The organism is Delftia sp. WSY_10, from assembly GCF_043104705.1.
Taxonomy (GTDB): Bacteria; Pseudomonadota; Gammaproteobacteria; order Burkholderiales; family Burkholderiaceae_C; genus Comamonas; species Comamonas tsuruhatensis.
In genome coordinates, this window is sequence record NZ_JBICKY010000004.1 from 157326 (window position 1) to 176235 (window position 18910).

Below are 18910 nucleotides of genomic sequence, written 5' to 3' on the forward strand. Positions count from 1 at the left end.
GCATGCCCTTCCTGTTTTGCCATGGGCCCTTGCGGGCGCTTCTTCCTGAAACCAGAACGGTGCACGCCCGCCTGGATGGGCCGGCAGTCTAAGCGTATTCGCTCTATCTCAAATCGTCACAATTTGAAACACCGCTAACGCAAAAGGACGCGAATTCACAGAATACAACCATCACATTGCCGCACGAATGCAGGAATCGCCAGCCACTGGCCGGTTGAACTCCCCATGCAATAAGCCCCGGCACATTCGTGCCGGGGCTGTGCGATCAATTCAGTGTGCAGGTGCTTTCAGTCCCTTACCTCCTTTCGCTTACCCGAGACGTACGGGAACAAATATCCTGTTGCCATCGCGCCAAATCAGCACGGCCACGGTCTTGCCGGCCTTGGCCATGGCGGCGCGCACGGCCTCGATATCACCGGCAGGCGAGCCATTGATGGACAGCAGCACATCGCCCTGCGTAATGCCGGCCTCGGCCGCCGGGCCTGCGGCGTCGGCAACGACCAGGCCGTCCTTCACGCCGATCTGCTGCTTTTCCTCGGGCTGCAGCGGGCGCAGGGCCAGGCCCAGCTTGCCCTTGCCGGCGTCGGGCTTGTCCTTGGCCACCTTGGCAGCCTTGTCGCTGGCATCGCCCAGCACGGCGCTGAGCGTGCGGGCCTCGCCGTTGCGCCATATCTCCAGCATGACCTTCTGGCCCGGCAGCGCCTGGCCCACAAAGGCCGGCAGATCACCCGAGCCCACGATGGGCTGGCCATCGATCTTGCGCACCACGTCGCCGGGCTCCAGTCCCGCCTTGGCGGCAGGGCCGTTCTTGTCCACGCTGGACACCAGGGCGCCTTCGGGACGGTCGAGCTTGAAGGAATCGGCAAAGGCCTGGTTCACCTCCTGCACGGCCACGCCCAGCCGCGCATGCTGCACCTTGCCCGTGGCCACGATCTGCTGCTGCACGCGCGTGGCCACCTCGATGGGAATGGCGAAGGACACGCCCTGGTAGCCGCCCGAACGCGAGTAGATCTGGCTGTTGATGCCCACCACCTCGCCGCGCGCATTGAACAGCGGGCCGCCCGAGTTGCCGGGGTTGATGGCCACGTCGGTCTGCAGGAAAGGCACGAAGCTGTCGTCCGGCAGGGTGCGGCCCTTGGCGCTGACCACGCCGGCCGTCACGCTGCTCTCGAAGCCGAAGGGCGAGCCGATGGCCAGCACCCAGTCGCCCACGCGCAGATCGGCCGTCTTGCCCAGCGACACCGTGGGCAGGTTCTTCGCCTCGATGCGCAGCACGGCCACGTCGGTCTTGGGATCGGCGCCCAGCACCTTGGCGCTGAACTCGCGCCGGTCGGTCAGCTTGACGGTCACTTCCTTGGCGCCGCGCACCACGTGGGCGTTGGTCAGGATCAGGCCGTCGCTGGAGACGATGAAGCCCGAGCCTTCGCCGCGCGTGGGCACGTCGCGCTGGGGCTGGCCCTGGCCCATGCCCGGCATGCCGGGCACGCCGAAGCGGCGGAAGAATTCAAAGAACGGATCGTTGGGGTCCATGCCCGGCACGCCCTGCTGCCCCTGGCGCGCTGCGGCCTCGTCGCCGTCCTCGCCCATGGCACGCGAGCTGCCGACCACGCTGATGTTGACCACGGCCGCGCCATTGCGCGCCGTGATGTCGGCAAAGTTGGGCGCCGCCACGGCGCCGGCGGGAGAAGCAGGAGAAGCGGCAGAAGCAGGCTGTGCCGCAGGCGCAAACAGCGACGTGGCGGCACGCGCATCGCCATGCACCACACCAACCAGACCGGCGCCTGTGGCGCCCAGGGCGCCGATGGCACCTGCGGCCACCAGGGCCAGCACCAGACGGCGGGGAGTCGACAGAATCTTGTTCATGGCAGACCTTTCCTCAAAAGCAGCGTTCCTTGCTGCGTTGGTGAGAAGTCTGAAGGGGCAGACTTAGGCGAGGCTTAGAAGCCTCGCCGTGCATCTCAGATCAGCGCCAGCACCTTCTCCGGCGGGCGGCACAGCGCCGCGCCCTTGGGCGTGACGACGATGGGGCGGTTGAGCAGCACCGGGTGCTCGGCCATGGCGGCGAGCAACTGCGCATCGCTGGCCAATGCATCGCCCAGGCCCAGCTCGGCGAAGACGGCTTCCTTGCTGCGCAGCAGCTCGCGCACGGGCATGCCCAGCTGCCGGACCAGGGCCTGCAGTTGCTCAGCGTCCAGGGGCTGGGCGATGTAGTCGACGATGGTCGGCTCTATGCCGTTGTCGCGCAGCAGGGCCAGCGCGCCGCGCGAGTTGCTGCAGCGGTTGTTGTGGTAGATGGTGATGTCGGTGCGGGGGGCGGTGGTGTTCATGGGCCGCAGTGTAGGCCCATGAAAATGCGCCTCAGGCCACGGCTTCTTCGGGATGGGCATCGACCTCGCGGCCGGGCAGCAGCAGGTTCAGCCCCACCGCGACCAGGGCGCCGACGGTAATGCCCGAGCCGAAGACTTCGCGCACGAAGGCAGGCATGCGGGCCAGCAGGTCCGGGCGCACCGTGACCGCCAGGCCGCAGCCCAGCGAGACCGCGATGATCAGGCTGGCGCGCCGCGAGTGCTCGGCGCCGCTGAGCATGCGGATGCCGGCAGAAATGATCATGGCAAACATCATCAGCCCCGCGCCGCCGAGCACGGGCTGCGGAATCGTCACCACCAGTGCGCCCAGCACAGGGAAGAGGCCTGCCAGCAGCAGCATGACGCCCGTCAGCATGACCACGTGGCGGCTGGCCACGCCGGTCAGCGAGACCACGCCCACGTTCTGGGCGAAGGTGGACAGCGGAGGGCTGGACATCACGGCGGCAAAGGCCGAGCCCACGCCGTCGCACAGCATGCCGCTGGACAGGCGCTTGCCGTCGATGCGCGTCTGCGTGGCCGCGCCCAGGGCCATGAAGGTGCCCGTGGTCTCGACGATGGTCACCAGAAAGGCGATGGACATGGCGACGATGCCGGCCACCGGGAACGTCATGCCGAAGGTCAGCGGCTGCGGGATGGCGAAGACCGCGGCCTCGCTCACCTGGGTGAAGTCGATCAGGCCCAGCGCCAGGCACAGCACATAGCCGCAGGCGATGCCCAGCACCACGGCCGAGGCAGAGACGATGCCCCTGCCCCACTGCACGAAGCCGATCACCAGCACCAGCACGAAGCCGGCGATGGCCAGGTGGCCGATCGCGCCGTAGTCGCTGCGGCCCATGCCGCCCGCAGCCCAGTCCACGGCGACGGGGGTCAGCGACAGGCCGATCATGGTCACGACCACGCTGGTCACGGTGTGCGGGAAGAAGCGGCGGATCACGGGCATGAAGTAGCTGCCCACGATCATCACCAGCGACCCTACCAGCGAGGAGCCCAGGATGCCGGCCACGCCATGCTCCAGCCCCACGCTGATGCCCGCGCCCACGAAGGCGAAGCTGGTGCCCATGACGCAGGGCAGCCGTATGCCCAAGGGCCCCACCCCCCTGCACTGGACGATGGTGACCACGCCCGAGCCCAGCAGCGCTGCATTCACCAGCGCCACGATCTGGTCGGCCGGCAGCTTGAGCGCCCCGCCGAAGACCAGGGGCACGGCGATGATGCCGCCCAGCGCCGCCAGCAGGTGCTGCAGCGACAGAAGCACCGTGGTGATGAGCATTGGCGGACGGTCTTCCACCTTGTAAAGCAGTTGTTCCATTGTCTTGTCTCCTTGTGTCCTGGCCGTCGGCCTCTTCAGAGGCGCTTGTATGTATGTCGGGGCAGTGGTGCCGGAAAAGGGTGGGGGTCCTGAAAGTGCTGTCCGGGTCTTCGAGCCTCCTGGAGATGCTTCGGGGAAATGGCGCAGGACGGCAGGTCGGCACCCGCGATGGCCTGGGTGCCGGCCTGCCGCGCTGCAGGGAGAAATCAGTGGCCTGCTGCGCGCTCGAACAGCGTGCGGGCCAGCTCGCGGTGGCGGGTCAGCACGCGCGGCAGGTCGGCGGTGAGCAGCAGCCCGTCGCGGACCACGACACGGCCGTTGATGACGCTGGTGGACACGTCGGTGGGCGTGCAGAACACGAGCGCGGCCACGGGGTCATGGCCTGCGCCCGCGTAGCCCACGCCCGACATGTCGAAGGCCACGAAGTCGGCCGACATGCCCGGCGCCAGCGCGCCGATGTCGTCGCGCCCCAGCACGCGCGCGCCGCCCAGCGTGGCGATCTCCAGCGCCTCGCGCGCGCCCATGGCGGCAGGGCCGTGGCCCACGCGCTGCAGCAGCAAGGCCTGGCGCGCCTCGCCCAGCATGTGGGCGCCGTCGTTGGAGGCGCTGCCGTCCACGCCCAGGCCCACGGGCACGCCCGCATCGCGCATGGTGCGCACGGGTGCGATGCCCGAGGCCAGGCGCATGTTGGAGCACGGGCAATGCGCCACGCCCGTGCCCGTGCGCGCGAACAGCGCAATGCCCTCGGCATCGAGCTTGACGCAGTGGGCATGCCAGACATCGGGGCCGACCCAGCCCAGGCTTTCTGCGTACTGCGCGGGAGTGAGGCCGAATTTCTCGCGAGAGAAGGCGACGTCGTTGTCGTTCTCGGCCAGGTGGGTGTGCAGCGACACGCCGTGCGCACGCGCCAGCACGGCGGACTCGCGCATCAGCTCGCGCGTCACCGAGAACGGCGAGCATGGCGCCAGCACCACGCGCAGCATGGAGTGGCGTGCGCTGTCGTGGTACTGCTGGATCAGGCGCAGGCTGTCGCGCAGGATGGCTTCCTCTTCCTCCACCACCGCGTCGGGCGGCAGGCCGCCCTTGCTGCGGCCCAGGCTCATGGAGCCGCGCGCCGCATGAAAGCGCATGCCCATCTGCTGCGCCGCGGCGATGGAGTCGTCCAGCCGAGCGCCATTCGGATACAGGTACAGGTGGTCGCTGGTGGTGGTGCAGCCCGACAGCATCAGCTCGGCCATGGCGGTCTGGGTGGAGACGTGGATCATCTCCGGCGTGAGGTGCGACCACAGCATGTACAGGTTGGTGAGCCACGAGAACAGCTCCGCATCCTGCGCGGCAGGCACGGCGCGCGTGAGGCTCTGGTACATGTGGTGGTGCGTGTTGACCAGGCCCGGCATCACCACGCGGCCGCGCATGTCCAGCACCTGGGCCGTGCCGTCGTCCACCATGCGGCGGTACTGCGGCGGCAGATCGGCCGTGGCGCCCACCCATTGCACGGCCGGGCCGTCGGCCACCAGGGCGCCGTCGCGGATCTCGCGGCGCTGCGCATCCATGGTGACGAGTACATCGGCGTTCAGTGCGATCAAGGTCATGGCGTTCTCTTCTTCGAAATGGAAAAGCCGCCAGTCTAGGAAGGACAAGCCATTGCCGATAGCGCTGAATTCCGCCCGATGTGTCCACAAAAAGTGGACAAGTGCCTAAGACTCACCGCCCCCCGGCAAACAGCCTTGCCAGCGCCTGGCCGATGGACTGGGCCATCAGCTCGCCCGCCGCGCTCAACTGCCCCCTGGCCCGGCCGGTCAGCACCAGCGTCTGCCGCCGCAGATGCGCATCGCGCAAAGGCACGAAGACCAGGGCATTGCGGCTGCGCTCCTCCATCACGTCCAGCGGGTTGAGCAGGGCAATGCCCTCGCCCAGCATGACCAGGCGCTGGATCAGCGCCATGGAGGTGGACTCGGCCACGGGCGTGACCTCGATGGCGTTGCGCGCAAAGGCTTCGTCCAGCAGGCTGCGGATGGACAGCGGCGGCGCGGGCAGGATGAGCGGATGGCCTATGCACTCGCTGAGCAGCACCGACGATTGGCGCGCCAGCGCATGCCGGGGCGGCACGATGGCGCCGATCTGCCATTCGCTGATGGCCAGCGCGCGCAGCGCGGGGCGTTCGGACAGGTCGTAGGCCAGGCCCAGGTCGGCGTCGCCGCCTTCCACGGCGGCCGCGATGTCGCTCAGGGGCAGGTCGATGATGCGCACCACGATGCCCGGGTGGCGCTGGCGGAATTCATGCACCAGCGAGGGCAGCAGCGAGCCGGCCAGCCCCGTGGTCGCGGCCACGGTGATCTCGCCGCTGCGCGCGCCCTGCAGTTCGGCAATGCGCTCGCGCAGCGCCGCATGCTCGCGCAGCGTGGCGCGCACATGGGCCAGCACCATCTCGCCCGTCGGGGTGAGGCGCAGGCGCTTGTGGATGCGCTCGAACAGGGGCGTGCCCAGCTCGGCCTCCAGGTCGAGGATCTGGCGGTTGACGGCCGTGGGGGCCACGTGCAGATGTTCGGCCGCCTTGCGGATGGAACCGCGGCGGACCACTTCGTCGAGATAGCGCAGGACTCTGGCGTGCATGGCGCGAGCGTAGCGGGGTTTGCCGGGCCGCGCTTTGCAGCGCCCGGCGGCAGGCTCAGCGGGCCGTGCCCGGGCGCTCGGCGCGCAGCGTGCGGCTGAGCATGATCACGGGGATCAGGCCCACCAGCACCAGGGCCAGCGACGGCAGGGCGGCCTCGCCCAGGCGTTCGTCGCGCGCGAGCTGGTAGGCCACGACGGCCAGGGTGTCGCTGTTGAAGGGGCGCAGCACCATGGTGGCGGGAAGCTCCTTCATCACATCGACGAAGACCAGCAGCGCCGCCGCTGCCGTGGAGCGCCTGAGCAGCGGCCAGTGCACGCGCGACAGCATGCCCCAGGCGCCCGTGCCCAGCATGCGGGCCGAGTCGTCCAGGCTGGGCGCGATGCGCGCATAGCCGCTTTGCATGGACTGCAGGGCCACGGCGCAAAAGCGCACCAGGTAGGCCCAGACAATGCCCACGGCGGTGGCCGTGACCAGGCCGGCAAAACCCCATTCGGGCCGCACCTGCTGCACCCAGCCCACGGGCAGCAGCAGGCCGACGACGACCACGGCGCCCGGCACCGCATAGCCCAGGCTGGCCAGTTGTACCACGCCGCGCGTGACGGCCGACTCCTTGTGGCGGCGCACGGCAAACGCCAGGGCCACGGCGATGATGACGGCCAGCACCGAGGTGATGGTGCCCAGGCGCACGCTGTTGAGCGCCCAGTCGAGGAAGCGGTCCCAGGGCAGCACCGACCAGTCGGCCGCCAGCGGGCGCAGCATGAAGAACACGGGCGCCACAAAGCCCATGAGCACGGGCAGCAGGCACACCAGCCAGGCCAGCGCGCAGCGCCAGCCGCGCAGGCGCAGCGGCTGCGCCTCGGCCGAGCCGGCGCGGCCCGCGCCGCCGGTGACGAAGCGCATGCGCCGCTGCGCGCGCAGCTCCAGCTGCAGCAGCAGCACCACCAGCACCAGCAGGAAGGTGGCCAGCTGCGCGGCGGCAATGCGGTTGTCCATGGACAGCCAGGCCTTGTAGATGCCCGTGGTGAAGGTCTGTATGCCGAAATAGCTGACCACGCCGAAGTCGGCCAGCGTCTCCATCACCACCAGGGCCACGCCAGCGGCCACGGCGGGGCGCGCCAGCGGCAGCGCCACCGACCAGATGCGCCGCGACAGCGGCGCGCCCATCAGGCGCGCGGCCTCCATCAGGTGCGCGGCGCGCTCGCCCAGCGCGGTGCGCGCCAGCAGGTAGACATACGGGTAGAGCGAGAAGATGAAGACCCAGACCGCGCCGCCGAGGCTGCGCACCTCGGGCAGGAGCCGGCCTTCCAGGCCATAGGTGTCGCGCAGCCAGGTCTGCAGCGGGCCGCTGAACTGCAGGAAGTCGGTATAGGCATAGGCCGTGACATAGGCCGGCATGGCCAGCGGCAGCAGCAGCAGCCATTCCAGTTGGCGCCGGCCGCGGAAGTCGAACAGCGTCACGGCCGCCGCCGTGCCCGTGCCCACGATGGCCGCGCCCAGCGCCACCAGCAGGCCCAGCCAGACCGTGGTCCACAGATAGCCGGGCAGCACGGTGGCCGCCATCTCGCGCAGGATGGAGCCGGCCAGGGCATCGCCCTGCCCCAGAGGCAGCCAGGAGCCGAGCACGGCCAGCACGGGCAGCATCAGCACCAGGGCCAGCAGGAGCAGGGGAAGGGAGCGGAGTACGGACGACAGACGGCGCAAAGCGGAGGTCTCGGCTAGAGGATGAGGGGGAGGATCTGGCTGCCGGGCTATGGAACGGGCCGGGATCCGCGGCAGCCACCGGCCTGTGGGCCGAGGTGCCGCCGAGACCGGACGTGCCTGCGGGCTGCTGGAGTCGGCGGGTTCCGGGCATGCCCCTGGTCCGCCAATGCAAATGCGAATTCTATTCATTTGCGCGGTTCTACAATCGCCGCATGTTTTTGACCGTCTCCCAACTCGAGGTGCGCTACCCGGGCCGCGACAGGCCTGCCGTGCAGGGCGTCACGCTGAATCTGGCCGCTGGCGACATCGGCGTGCTCATCGGCCCCTCGGGCTGCGGCAAGACCACGCTGCTGCGTGCCGTGGCGGGCCTGGAGCCCGTGAGCGGCGGCGAGATCCGCATCGACGGCCAGCTCGTGGGCAGCGCGGATTTCTCGCTCCCTCCCGAGCAGCGGCGCATCGGCATGGTGTTCCAGGACTATGCGCTGTTCCCCCATCTGAACGTGGGCCGCAACGTGGCCTTCGGCATCCACCATCTGCCCAAGGCGCGCCAGGCCGAGCGCGTGGCCGAGGTGCTGGAGCTGGTGGGCCTGGCCGGCAGTGCAGGAAGGTTTCCGCACGAGCTGTCAGGCGGCCAGCAGCAGCGCGTGGCGCTGGCCCGCGCGCTGGCGCCCAGCCCGCAGCTGATGCTGCTGGACGAGCCGTTTTCCAACCTCGACGTGGACCTGCGCGAGCGCCTGGCGCATGAGGTGCGCGGCATCCTCAAGGCAGCAGGCGCCACGGCCCTGTTCGTCACGCACGACCAGCTGGAGGCGTTTGCCATCGGCGACATGATCGGTGTGGTCCACCAGGGGCAGCTGCAGCAGTGGGACGACGCCTATTCGCTGTACCACCGGCCGGCCACGCGCTTCGTGGCGGACTTCATCGGCCACGGCGTCTTCGTGCCGGCCACGCTGGCCCACAGCGGTGCCGGCGGCGTGGTGGCGCGCACGGCGCTGGGCGATCTGGTCGATCCGGCCACCTGCCCGCTGCCTGCGCAGTTTGCGGACGGCGAGTGCGATGTGCTGCTGCGCGCCGACGATGTGGTGCACGACGATGCCTCGCCCGTGCAGGCGCGCATCCTGCGCAAGGCGTTTCGCGGCTCGGAGTTCCTCTACACGCTGGAGCTGGCCAGCGGCCACAGCGTGCTGGCCCATGTGCCCAGCCACCACGACCATGCGGTGGGCGAGTGGGTGGGCATACGGCTGGACATGAATCACGTGGTCGCCTTCCCGCGCGAGAGACAGGGCACTGCGCAGACCGCAGCGGCCTGAGCAGGCGGCCGCCGCCGCGCCGTCCAGGCCTTTGTCATCCGACGGTCATGGGTGAAACCCAGAATCTGTCACATCTTGTGACAATTCAAGGCCACCCATGTTTGCTCTGGACCCCTCCTCCACGCAGCACGCTGCATCTGCTCCGACACCGGTTCCGGCGCTTGCCCCTGCGCCCGCCGCGCCACGCCTGCTGGCCCGCGCAGGCCAGCTCAGCCAGCCCACGGCGCCGATTCCCCCCGACACCAGCAACGAGGACGTGCACCGGCTGTTCAGCGAGCAGCCCCTGCTCGAAACCCTGGCCGTGGTGGCCGACGACCGGCCGCTGGGCCTGATCAACCGCCAGCGCTTCATGGAGCAGTACGCGCGGCCCTTTGCGCGCGACGTGTTCGGCCGCCGCAGCTGCCTGGTATTCACCGACACCGCGCCCATGGTGGTGGCGGCCGGCCTGCCCATCGACCAGCTGGTGCAGCAGGCGCTGGCCAGCGGCAGCCGCGTGCTCAAGGACGGCTTCATCACCGTCGAGGAAGGCCGCTATGCAGGCATAGGCACTGGCCACGCGCTGATGGCCGCCATGTCCGACATCGAGGCCGACAAGACGCGCCAGCTCATGGCCAGCATCGACTACGCCAGCCTGATCCAGCGCTCGCACCTGGTCGAGTCCGACCGCGTGCTGGCCAGCCAGCTGGCCGACCACGGCCTGCTGTGGGAGCCGCGCGACGTGGTGGGCGGCGATGCGTATTTCTTCCGTGCCACACCGCAGGGCCTGCTGGGCTGCATGTTCGACTGCACGGGCCACGGCGTGCCGGGCGCCTTCATGACGCTGATTGCGCTGTCCTTTCTCGAACAGGCCGTGGCGCCTGCAGGTATCGGCACCAGCGCCGGCACCGGCGCCGCCATCGACCCCGGCGCCCTGCTGGGCCAGATGAACCGCTACATCAAGCGCGTGCTGCAGCAGCGCACCCGCGACGCCCAGCCGGCCTGGGGCGCACCAGCGGCCCCCGCCGACGGCCTGCCGGCGGAGAAGACCTCCAGCGATGGCCTGGACGCCGCGCTGTTCCTGCAGTCGCCCTGCGGCACGCAACTGCACTTTGCATCGGCCCGGCTGGACCTGCTGGTGGCGCCGCCCGGCGTGCAGGAGGCGGCCCAGGTGCAGATCCATGCCGGCGACAAGCTGGGCATAGGCTATGCGACCACGCCCGACGACGCAGCCTGGAGCACGCAGGTGCTGGAGGTCGCGCCCGGCTCGCTGCTGATGGTGGCCACCGATGGCGTCATCGACCAATTGGGCGGCCCGCGCCAGATCGCCCACGGCAGAAAGCGCCTGGCGCGCTTCCTGCACGAGCAGCAGGACCGCCCCGCCGCCCAGGCCTGCGCCGAGTTCCGGCAGGCCTTCGCCCAGTGGCAGGGCACGCAGCGCCGGCGCGACGATGTGTCTCTGCTGGTCTGGCGCAACCAGGCCCTGCAGCCCGCCACCTGCGTGCAAGGCCAGCCATGAGCCCGGCCGAATTCGCTCAGCTGCGCGCCCAGGCCGAGCACAACGGCCTGCTGCTGTACTACGCGGGCACCTTCAACCCCAATGTGATCCAGGCGGCGGCCGACACGCTCAAGAGCCGCCTGGCCAGCGAGGACGGATCGAGCAGCGCCAAGCGCAAGCTGTTTTCCACCTTCATCGAGATGGCGCAGAACGTGCTGCACTACGCAGCGCCCCTGCCTGCGGCCGACACCGGCCCCCGCCAGGCGCTCAGCGCGCCCGTGCCACAGGGCGCCATCGGCGTGGGCCGCATCGATGCGCTGGCCTGCGCCCAGGAGGCGGGCGCCGAGCCGGCGCCGGCCCGCTTCTGGATCGCCTGCAGCAATGCCGTGCGCAGCGAGCATGTGCCGCGCCTGGCCGCCAAGCTGGATGCCGTGCGCGCCATGAGCCACCCCGAGATCAAGGCCGCCTACAAGGCCCAGCTGCACAACACGGACCACGGCACCAGCGACGACATCAGCCGGGGCGCGGGCCTGGGCTGGCTGACCATTGCGCGCGATGCCTCGGCACCGCTGCAGTACCACATCGCCACGGGAGAGGACGCCGCCGAGACCGCGCCCCATGCCGTATTCCACGTCAAGGCGCTGATCTGAACGCCGGGCGTCCTTCAACGAACCGACCTGCCGCCATGCAAGCATTGAAATCCGAACGCACCTCCGTCACGCCCGAAGTGGTCTTCTCGCCGGCCGAGCAGCTTCTGCGCATCGAAGGCGAGTGCTATCCCGAAAACCCCCTGCCCTTCTTCAACCCCATCCTGTCCATGCTGGGCCGGTATTTCGAGGCCAGCCAGCCCCCTCGCTTCGTGGCCGAGATGAAGCTGCAGTACATCAACAGCGCCTCCACCATGGGCCTGCGCTCGCTGTTCGCGCTGCTGGACCAGGCCGGGCAAAAGGGCACGGACATCCGCGTGGTCTGGGCCTTTGACGAGGAGGACGACGCCATCGAGGAACTGGGCGCCGACCTGGTGGAGGACTTCGCCAACCTGGTGCTGGAGCGACAGCCCTACAGCAACTGAGGGCAGGCCTGCTCCGCCCTGGCCTTCAGGCCAGCGGCTTGCCCATGAGCACCGTGGTCAGGCCGCAGTCCCATTCCTCGTCGGGATAGGTGTCCAGCGTGGCATATCCCTGCGCCGTGTAAAAGCCCAGGGCCTGGGTGTTGAAGCTGTCGGTCTCCAGGCGCACCTGGGCGTGGCCGTCGGCGCGCATGGCCTGCTCCGCGTGGGCCAGCAGCGCACGGCCCACGCCGCGCCCCTGCCAGGCCGGCAGCACATGCAGGGCGCCGATGAAGTCATCCACGCGGTCCACGAAGCCTGCCACCACGCCATCGCACTCGGCCACCCAGAACAGGTGGCCGCGCGACTGCACGTACTGCGCGGTGCGGCCCGAGGCGCGGAACCGCGCATCCTTGTCCGCCGTCAGTTGCGGCTTCCAGGTGCTGTCGTAGGTGGCCCAGAGCACGGCGTTCAGGGCCGGAAGGTCATCGGGCCGCGAGGGCCGAAGCGAGAAGGTGTCTGTCATGTCGCTGGCAAGGTTCAGGCCTGGCGCAGCCGGTCCACCTCGGCATGCAGGTCCTGGGCCCAGACGCGGCGGTCGCGGCCATCGGCCGTCTGCGGCTGGCCATAGTGGACGGCGGCGACCAGGTCGTCGGCGCACAGCGTGCGCCAGATGGAGCCCAGCAGGGTTTCATCGCCCTCGTAGCTGGGCGCGTGGCTGATCTGGCCGGTGGCGCCGTCGATGAAGCGCAGGCCCACGGGCAGCACGGGCGCACCGATCTGCACGGCCGCCTGCAGCAAATTGGCATGGAAGGGCAGCAGCTTGCGGCCGTCGCCCGTCGTACCTTCGGGGAAGATGGCCAGGATCTCGCGGCGCTGCAAGGATTCCTCCATGCTCTGCACCATGCGCCGCGCATCGCGGCGCGAGGTGCGCTCGATGTACAGCGTGCCCGCCGCCGTGGCCAGCGTGCCGATCAGCGGCCAGCCCTTGACGTCGGACTTGGAGATGAAGCGGCAATGCCGCGCCGCATGCAGCACGGGAATGTCGAGCCAGGAAATATGGTTGCTGACCATGAGCATGGGGCCCTGGCTCGGCGGCTCGCCCTGGATCTCCAGGCGCACGCCCGCATGGGCCAGCAACTGCAGGGCCCAGGCCTGCACATGGGCGTGCTGGCGCTCCTCGGGCAGCTGCGGAAAGCGCAGGGCCACGATCCACAGCCCCTTGCACACATGGCCGAACAGGCGCGCTGCGCGCAGCGTGGCGCGCCCTCCATTACGCAAGCGTTTCATTTCAGCCATTCAGAGCGTTTGGCAACGCCCATGCCCGTGAAACAGGCACGCTCCATCTCAGGGACACCGAGGAAGGGCCTAAGCCGGCCGCGCCGCCCCGCACCGAGGGTGTCGTCCCCCTCCCTCGCGTAGCGAGTAGAGAGGGGGAAGTCGCGAAGCGGCTCAGGGGGCGCTTCATTTCAGCGGCGTTCGTAAGCGATATGGCCGTCGACCAGCGTGCAGCGCACGCGGGCCGGCAGTTCGTAGCCGCCGAAGGGCGTGCTCTTGCCCTGGCTGGCCAGCTCCTGGGGCTTCACGGTCCAGGCCGCCTGCGGATCGACGATGCACAGGTCGGCCACGCCGCCCTCGGCCAGCCGGCCCAGCTGTCCCTGCAGCTCGCCCAGAGACGAGCCCAGCACCTGCACGGGCGATGCCGTGATGGCGGCCAGGGCACGGTTCAAAGGCACGCCACCGTCCTGCGACCACTTGACGGCCAGCGACAGCAGCAGCTCCACGCCCGTGGCGCCGGGCTCGGCCTCGGCAAAGGGCAGGACCTTGGCATCCTCATCGACGGGCGTGTGGTCGGAGACCAGGGCGTCGATGGTGCCATCGGCCAGCGCGGCAGACAGCGCATCGCGGTCGCGCTGCTGGCGCAGCGGCGGCGTGACGCGGGCGCTGCTGTCGAAGTAGCCGATGTCGGTATCGGTCAGGTGCAGCGAGTTGATGGACACGTCGGCCGTGACCTGCAGGCCTTCGGCCTTGGCACGGCGCACCAGTTCCACGCCTGCGGCGCTGGACAGGCGGCACAGGTGCACGCGCGCCTGGGTGCCGCGCATCAGCTCGAAGATGGTGTGCAGGGCAATCGTCTCGGCCGCCACGGGCACGCCGGACAGGCCCATGCGCGTGGCCAGCGGGCCGCTGGCGGCCACGCCCTTGCCCAGGTACAGCTCCTGCGGGCGCAGCCACACGGTGTAGCTGTAGGTGGCCGCATACGCCAGGGCGCGCTGCAGGGTCTGGGTGCTGGTCATGGGCACCTCGGCCTGGCCGAAGCCGATGCAGCCGGACTCGGTCAGCTCGGCCATTTCGGTCAGCACCTCGCCCTTGAGGCCCAGCGTCAGCGCGCCCAGCGGGAACAGGCGCGACTGGTGCAGCTTCTCGGCGCGGAACTTGAGCATCTCCACCAGGCCCTGCTCGTCGAGCACGGGATCGGTATCAGGCGGGCAGACCAGGCTGGTCACGCCACCGGCCACCGAGGCGGCCATCTCGGACTGCAGCATGCCTTCGTGCTCGTGGCCGGGCTCGCGCAGGCGCACGGCCAGATCGACCAGGCCCGGCAGCACCCAGCAGCCGGCGGCATCGATCTCGCGTTCTGCGGCAAATCCCTCGGGCGCCTTGCCGATGGCCAGCACCTTGCCGCCGTCGATGGCCACGTCGGCCTGCTGGTCCAGGCCCCGTGCCGGGTCCATCACTCGGCCGTTGCGGATGAGTATCTTCATGGTTTGCTACCCCGTAGACCGCAGGCGGCGCATGGGCTGCGGCCTGCGGCGATCAAAAACATATGCATTCACAAAAAGCGCCTGGACTCAGTCCAGGACACCGGGCATGGAAAAAGCATGGCCCATCTCAGGGACGCCGAGCAAAGGCCGCCCTGCAGCGAGGGCGTCGCCGGCTGCCCGTACGCCCCCCTCCCGCGTAGCGAGAGAGGGGGAAGCGACGCAGTCGCTCAGGGGGTGCTTCATTTCAAGCCTCGTTGCCGGCGACGATGGACATGACGGCCATGCGGACCGCGATGCCGAAGGACACCTGCGACAGGATCACGGCCTGCGGGCCATCGACCACTTCGGAGTCGATCTCCACGCCGCGGTTGATGGGGCCCGGGTGCATGACGATGGCGTCCGGCTTGGCCAGGCGCAGCTTCTCGGCCGTGAGGCCGAAGCTCTTGAAGTATTCCTGGCTGGACGGCAGCAGGGCGCCGCTCATGCGCTCGTTCTGCAGGCGCAGCATGATGATCACGTCGCAGTCCCGGATGCCCTCTTCCAGCGTGTGGAAGACGCGCACGCCCATCTGCGCCAGGTCCGGCGGCACCAGGGTGCGCGGGCCGACGACGCGCACTTCGGCCGCGCCCAGCGTGGTCAGCGCATGGATGTCGGAACGGGCCACGCGCGAGTGCAGCACATCGCCCACGATGGCCACGCGCAGGTTGGCGAAGTCCTTCTTGTAGTGGCGGATGGTGTACATGTCCAGCAGCCCCTGCGTGGGGTGGGCGTGGCGGCCGTCGCCGGCATTGACCACGTGGACATGGGGCGCCACATGCTGGGCGATGAGGTAGGGCGCGCCCGACTCGCTGTGGCGCACGACGAAGATGTCGGCGGCCATGGCCGAGAGGTTGGCGATGGTGTCCAGCAGCGACTCGCCCTTGCTGGCCGAGCTGCGCGCGATGTCCAGGTTGAACACGTCGGCCGACAGGCGCTTGGCCGCGATCTCGAACGTGGTGCGCGTGCGCGTGCTGTTCTCGAAGAACAGGTTGAACACGCTCTTGCCACGCAGCAGCGGCACCTTCTTGACCTCGCGGTCATTGACGCTGACGAAGTTGGCCGCCGTGTCCAGGATGTGGGTCAGGATGTCCTTGGACAGTCCTTCGGTGGACAGCAGGTGGATCAGTTCGCCGTTCTTGTTGAGCTGGGGATTGCGCTTGTACAGCACGGTCAGGCCTCTTGGATGCGGAATTGGAAGACGCCGGCGTCATCGCGCGCCAGCGACAGCAGGCGGTCGGCCGGCAGCGCGATGCGCGCTGCGGCGAAGTCGGCCTGGAAGGGCAACTCGCGCCCGCCCCGGTCCACCAGCACCGCCAGGCGCACGCAGGCCGGGCGGCCGTAGTCATAGAGTTCGTTGAGCACGGCGCGCACGGTGCGGCCGGTGTAGAGCACGTCGTCCAGCACCAGAATGTCGGCGCCGTTGACGTCAAAGTCGATCTGCGTCTGGGCGCTGGTGGCCATGCCGCGCTGCGCGAAGTCGTCGCGGTGCAGGGCCGAGGACAGCACGCTGGGGTTGCCGGGCAGGTTCAGGTCCTTGTGCAGCCGCTCCACCAGCCAGGCGCCGCCCGAGGTGATGCCGGCCAGGCGGGTTTCAGGCCCCATGAGGCTGCGCACGCCGCGCAGCAGTTCGCGGTACAGGGCCTCGGCGTCCAGCACCAGGCTGCCGGCTCCCGCAATGGTTTCACTCATGGAAGACTCCTCAAAAACTGTTCAAGAATGATGCAGGCCGAGGCCGCATCGGCATCCCTTGCGCCACCGGCCAGGGCCTCGGTGGTGCTGTAGCGCTCGTCCACCTCGTAGACAGGCAGGCCGAAGCGGCTCTTGAGCTGGCGGCCGAATTTCTTCGCCCGCGCCGTGTTCTCGTGCGCATTGCCGTCGGGGTGGTAGGGCACGCCGATGACCAGCGCATCCGGCTGCCACTCCTTGATGCGCTCGCCGGCCTGGGCCAGGCGGGCCTCGCCGGCCTCGGCGCGGATGGTGGGCAGCGGGTTGGCCGAGCGCAGCAGGCGCGTGCCCACGGCGCAGCCCGTGCGCTTGGCCCCGAAATCGAAGGCCACGAAACTCTGGAAATGGGAGGGAACGACGGGCGGCACGGCCGTGCCGGCTGCCGCTGCTGCCTGGGGCTCGGGAGCGGGCAGGCTCATGCGCGCCCCGCTTCGGGCGAGATCATCCAGCGCTGCAGGCCCAGCAGGCCCAGGGCGCGGTCATAGCGGTCGTCGACCGGGGTATCGAAGATGACGTTGGCGTCGGCGCCCACCGTGAGCCAGGCGTTTTCGGCCAGCTCCGACTCCAGCTGGCCCTCGCCCCAGGAGGCATAGCCCAGGGTGACCAGCAGGCGCTTGGGGCCTGCGCCGTCGGACAGGGCTTCGAGCACGTCCTTGGAGGTGGTCATCTCCAGGCCGCCGGGAATGGTCATGGTCGAGGCGTAGGCGGACTCGTCGTCGGGCGCGCCTTCGATCACCATGGGATCGTGCAGCACAAAGCCGCGATCGGTCTGCACGGGTCCGCCGTTGAAGACGCGGTTGCCGCGAAGGTCCTCGCGGCCCAGGGCCAGATCCACCTTTTCCAGCAGGCCTTCCAGCGTAAGCTGCGAGGGCTTGTTGATAATCAGACCAAGCGCACCGCGCTCGCTGTGTTCGCACAGGTAGATCACACTGCGCGAGAACGCTTCGTCTTCCAGGCCAGGCATGGCAATCAGGAAGTGGTGCGTCAGATTGATAGGCGCAGTTTCAGCAGACATAACGACGGATTTTACCGGCGATCCATGCCACCTTCTTACCCTGTGGGCTTGGTCTGGCTGCGGCGCGACCTGCGCCTGGCCGACCATGCCGCCCTCTACCATGCGCTGCGCCAGTGCCGGCAGGTGCATTGCGTGTTCATCTTCGACGACGACATCCTCGCCCCCCTGCCCCGTGCCGACCGGCGCGTGGAGTTCATCTGCCAGAGCCTGGCGGGCCTGGACGATGCGCTGCGCGAGGCCTCGGGCCGCGCCGACACCGGCCTCATCGTGCGCCGCGGCCGGCCCGCTGAGCAGATCCCGGCCCTGGCCCGGCAGCTCGGCGCCCAGGCCGTGTTCTGCAACTGGGACGACGAGCCCGACGCCCTGTCCCGCGATGCCCGCGTGCGCCAGGCCCTCGCCGCCGAGGGCGTGGCCCTGCACAGCTTCAAGGACCACATGGTCTTTGCGCGCGACGAGGTGCTGACCCAGGCCGGCGCGCCGTTCTCGGTGTTCACCCCGTACAAGAACGCCTGGCTGCGCCAGGTCACGCCCTTCTTCCTGTCCGCCTATCCCAGCGAGCGCGACCTGCCCGAGCGCCTGGCGCCACGCCCCGAAAGCGAGCGCCGCGCCGTGCCCACCGCAGCCGACCTGGGCTTCGAGGCCGGCACGCTGGACGGCCTGCGCCTGCCCACGGGCTGCGCTGGCGCCGAGGAACTGCTGGCCGACTTCCTGCCGCGCCTGCCGCGCTACAAGCAGGCGCGCGACTTTCCCGCCGTCAAGGGCCCCAGCTACCTGAGCGTGCACCTGCGCTTCGGCACGGTCTCCATCCGCCGCCTGGCAAGGCTGGCCTGGGAGCAGACGCAGCAGCAGCCGCACGACAGCGAGGGAGCCGCCACCTGGCTGTCCGAGCTGGTCTGGCGCGACTTCTATTTCCAGATCCTGGCCCACCATCCGCACGTGGTGCACGCCAGCTTCAAGCCCGCCTACGACGCCATCGTGTGGGATACCGGCCCCGAGGCCGATGCGCTGTACGCCGCCTGGTGCGAGGGCCGCACCGGCTATCCGCTGGTCGATGCCGCCATGCGCCAGCTCAACACCACGGGCTACATGCACAACCGGCTGCGCATGGTGGCGGCCAGCTTCCTGGTCAAGGATCTGGGCATAGACTGGCGCCGGGGCGAGGCCTGGTTTGCGCGCCAGCTCAACGACTTCGACCTGGCGGCCAACAACGGCGGCTGGCAGTGGGCGGCCTCCACGGGCTGCGACGCCCAGCCCTGGTTCCGCATCTTCAACCCGATCACGCAAAGCCAGAAGTTCGATGCCGACGCGCGCTTCATCGAGCGCTACGTGCCCGAGCTGGCCCGCCTGCCCGCCGCGCTGCGCCACGCGCCCTGGCAGGCCCGGCCGCTGGAGCTGGCCGAGGCCGGCGTGGTGCTGGGCACGGACTACCCCCACCCCGTGGTGGACCACGCAGCCGCGCGCGAGCGCACGCTGGCCCGCTACGGCGTGGTCAAGCAGGCGGGCTGAAGGAAGCCGGTGCAAAGACACCGGAGCCAAGAAAAAAG

Annotated in this window: 18 protein-coding genes; 5 read left to right on the top strand and 13 right to left on the bottom strand. The window is 69.4% G+C overall.

The window, feature by feature from the left end; genetic code table 11:
- Positions 1-309 precede the first annotated feature (309 nt).
- From ACF8ML_RS00975 to ACF8ML_RS01000, 6 genes are all read right to left on the bottom strand, one after another.
- Positions 310-1863, bottom strand: coding sequence for a Do family serine endopeptidase (locus ACF8ML_RS00975; RefSeq protein WP_209671592.1), 1554 nt, complete (start codon positions 1861-1863; stop codon positions 310-312).
- Positions 1864-1958: 95 nt separating this feature from the next.
- Positions 1959-2327, bottom strand: coding sequence for an arsenate reductase (glutaredoxin) (gene arsC / locus ACF8ML_RS00980; RefSeq protein WP_392405919.1), 369 nt, complete (start codon positions 2325-2327; stop codon positions 1959-1961).
- Positions 2328-2358: 31 nt separating this feature from the next.
- A complete protein-coding gene (locus ACF8ML_RS00985; RefSeq protein ID WP_374006056.1) occupies positions 2359-3675 on the bottom strand; it encodes a nucleobase:cation symporter-2 family protein in 1317 nt (438 codons plus the stop codon).
- Positions 3676-3881: 206 nt separating this feature from the next.
- The gene (locus tag ACF8ML_RS00990; RefSeq protein WP_016447920.1) at positions 3882-5267 is read right to left on the bottom strand and encodes an 8-oxoguanine deaminase; all 1386 of its coding nucleotides are present in this window, start codon (positions 5265-5267) and stop codon (positions 3882-3884) included.
- A 112-nt stretch (positions 5268-5379) separates the two neighbouring features.
- The gene (locus tag ACF8ML_RS00995) at positions 5380-6288 is read right to left on the bottom strand and encodes a LysR family transcriptional regulator (RefSeq protein WP_016447921.1); all 909 of its coding nucleotides are present in this window, start codon (positions 6286-6288) and stop codon (positions 5380-5382) included.
- 55 nt (positions 6289-6343) lie between these two features.
- Positions 6344-7990, bottom strand: a complete 1647-nt coding sequence (locus ACF8ML_RS01000; protein ID WP_392405922.1) for an ABC transporter permease — start codon at positions 7988-7990, stop codon at positions 6344-6346.
- Between the two features lie 212 nt (positions 7991-8202).
- Between ACF8ML_RS01000 and ACF8ML_RS01005 the strand changes: the two genes are divergently transcribed.
- The 4 genes from ACF8ML_RS01005 (at position 8203) to ACF8ML_RS01020 (ending at position 11846) form a co-directional block, all read left to right on the top strand.
- Positions 8203-9300 (top strand): ABC transporter ATP-binding protein, encoded by a 1098-nt coding sequence (locus ACF8ML_RS01005; protein ID WP_034347786.1) that lies wholly within the window; start codon positions 8203-8205, stop codon positions 9298-9300.
- A gap of 97 nt (positions 9301-9397) precedes the next feature.
- Positions 9398-10795 carry a SpoIIE family protein phosphatase gene (locus ACF8ML_RS01010; RefSeq protein ID WP_392405925.1) on the top strand — a complete coding sequence of 466 codons (1398 nt, stop codon included), beginning with the start codon at positions 9398-9400 and terminating at the stop codon, positions 10793-10795.
- Complete coding sequence (locus ACF8ML_RS01015) at positions 10792-11424, top strand: DUF6272 family protein (RefSeq protein ID WP_047474749.1); 633 nt, start codon at positions 10792-10794, stop codon at positions 11422-11424. The genes ACF8ML_RS01010 and ACF8ML_RS01015 overlap by 4 nt, the downstream gene beginning before the upstream one ends.
- Positions 11425-11459: 35 nt before the next feature.
- Positions 11460-11846, top strand: a complete 387-nt coding sequence (locus ACF8ML_RS01020; protein WP_016447926.1) for a DUF1987 domain-containing protein — start codon at positions 11460-11462, stop codon at positions 11844-11846.
- 25 nt (positions 11847-11871) lie between these two features.
- Here the strand turns inward: ACF8ML_RS01020 and ACF8ML_RS01025 are convergent, their stop codons facing one another.
- The 7 genes from ACF8ML_RS01025 to ACF8ML_RS01055 all read right to left on the bottom strand — a co-directional run bounded on the left by ACF8ML_RS01025 (position 11872) and on the right by ACF8ML_RS01055 (position 17366).
- On the bottom strand, positions 11872-12348 hold the full coding sequence (locus ACF8ML_RS01025; protein WP_016447927.1) for a GNAT family N-acetyltransferase: 477 nt from the start codon (positions 12346-12348) through the stop codon (positions 11872-11874).
- A gap of 14 nt (positions 12349-12362) precedes the next feature.
- On the bottom strand, positions 12363-13112 hold the full coding sequence (locus tag ACF8ML_RS01030) for a 1-acyl-sn-glycerol-3-phosphate acyltransferase (protein WP_047474755.1): 750 nt from the start codon (positions 13110-13112) through the stop codon (positions 12363-12365).
- A 179-nt stretch (positions 13113-13291) separates the two neighbouring features.
- Positions 13292-14587 (bottom strand): dihydroorotase, encoded by a 1296-nt coding sequence (locus ACF8ML_RS01035; protein ID WP_392405928.1) that lies wholly within the window; start codon positions 14585-14587, stop codon positions 13292-13294.
- Positions 14588-14831: 244 nt separating this feature from the next.
- Complete coding sequence (locus tag ACF8ML_RS01040; protein WP_012203510.1) at positions 14832-15794, bottom strand: aspartate carbamoyltransferase catalytic subunit; 963 nt, start codon at positions 15792-15794, stop codon at positions 14832-14834.
- Positions 15795-15796: 2 nt separating this feature from the next.
- Positions 15797-16315 (bottom strand): bifunctional pyr operon transcriptional regulator/uracil phosphoribosyltransferase PyrR, encoded by a 519-nt coding sequence (gene pyrR, locus ACF8ML_RS01045; RefSeq protein WP_012203509.1) that lies wholly within the window; start codon positions 16313-16315, stop codon positions 15797-15799.
- On the bottom strand, positions 16312-16770 hold the full coding sequence (ruvX, locus tag ACF8ML_RS01050) for a Holliday junction resolvase RuvX (RefSeq protein ID WP_392405929.1): 459 nt from the start codon (positions 16768-16770) through the stop codon (positions 16312-16314). Before ruvX ends, pyrR begins: the two co-directional genes overlap by 4 nt.
- Complete coding sequence (locus ACF8ML_RS01055) at positions 16767-17366, bottom strand: YqgE/AlgH family protein (protein ID WP_012203507.1); 600 nt, start codon at positions 17364-17366, stop codon at positions 16767-16769. Before ACF8ML_RS01055 ends, ruvX begins: the two co-directional genes overlap by 4 nt.
- Positions 17367-17390: 24 nt before the next feature.
- On the opposite strand from ACF8ML_RS01055, the gene ACF8ML_RS01060 reads away from it, so the two are divergent.
- Positions 17391-18872, top strand: coding sequence for a cryptochrome/photolyase family protein (locus tag ACF8ML_RS01060; protein WP_392405931.1), 1482 nt, complete (start codon positions 17391-17393; stop codon positions 18870-18872).
- Positions 18873-18910 lie beyond the last annotated feature (38 nt).

What these genes read in the sequence shown, in the direction of transcription:
- ACF8ML_RS00975 (WP_209671592.1), bottom strand. Translation starts at nt 1,863, where the DNA reads ATGAACAAGATTCTGTCGACTCCCCGCCGTCTGGTGCTGGCCCTGGTG.
- arsC (WP_392405919.1), bottom strand. Translation starts at nt 2,327, where the DNA reads ATGAACACCACCGCCCCCCGCACCGACATCACCATCTACCACAACAAC.
- ACF8ML_RS00985 (WP_374006056.1), bottom strand. Translation starts at nt 3,675, where the DNA reads ATGGAACAACTGCTTTACAAGGTGGAAGACCGTCCGCCAATGCTCATC.
- ACF8ML_RS00990 (WP_016447920.1), bottom strand. Translation starts at nt 5,267, where the DNA reads ATGACCTTGATCGCACTGAACGCCGATGTACTCGTCACCATGGATGCG.
- ACF8ML_RS00995 (WP_016447921.1), bottom strand. Translation starts at nt 6,288, where the DNA reads ATGCACGCCAGAGTCCTGCGCTATCTCGACGAAGTGGTCCGCCGCGGT.
- ACF8ML_RS01005 (WP_034347786.1), top strand. Translation starts at nt 8,203, where the DNA reads ATGTTTTTGACCGTCTCCCAACTCGAGGTGCGCTACCCGGGCCGCGAC.
- ACF8ML_RS01010 (WP_392405925.1), top strand. Translation starts at nt 9,398, where the DNA reads ATGTTTGCTCTGGACCCCTCCTCCACGCAGCACGCTGCATCTGCTCCG.
- ACF8ML_RS01015 (WP_047474749.1), top strand. Translation starts at nt 10,792, where the DNA reads ATGAGCCCGGCCGAATTCGCTCAGCTGCGCGCCCAGGCCGAGCACAAC.
- ACF8ML_RS01020 (WP_016447926.1), top strand. Translation starts at nt 11,460, where the DNA reads ATGCAAGCATTGAAATCCGAACGCACCTCCGTCACGCCCGAAGTGGTC.
- ACF8ML_RS01025 (WP_016447927.1), bottom strand. Translation starts at nt 12,348, where the DNA reads ATGACAGACACCTTCTCGCTTCGGCCCTCGCGGCCCGATGACCTTCCG.
- ACF8ML_RS01030 (WP_047474755.1), bottom strand. Translation starts at nt 13,112, where the DNA reads ATGAAACGCTTGCGTAATGGAGGGCGCGCCACGCTGCGCGCAGCGCGC.
- ACF8ML_RS01035 (WP_392405928.1), bottom strand. Translation starts at nt 14,587, where the DNA reads ATGAAGATACTCATCCGCAACGGCCGAGTGATGGACCCGGCACGGGGC.
- pyrR (WP_012203509.1), bottom strand. Translation starts at nt 16,315, where the DNA reads ATGAGTGAAACCATTGCGGGAGCCGGCAGCCTGGTGCTGGACGCCGAG.
- ruvX (WP_392405929.1), bottom strand. Translation starts at nt 16,770, where the DNA reads ATGAGCCTGCCCGCTCCCGAGCCCCAGGCAGCAGCGGCAGCCGGCACG.
- ACF8ML_RS01055 (WP_012203507.1), bottom strand. Translation starts at nt 17,366, where the DNA reads ATGTCTGCTGAAACTGCGCCTATCAATCTGACGCACCACTTCCTGATT.
- ACF8ML_RS01060 (WP_392405931.1), top strand. Translation starts at nt 17,391, where the DNA reads ATGCCACCTTCTTACCCTGTGGGCTTGGTCTGGCTGCGGCGCGACCTG.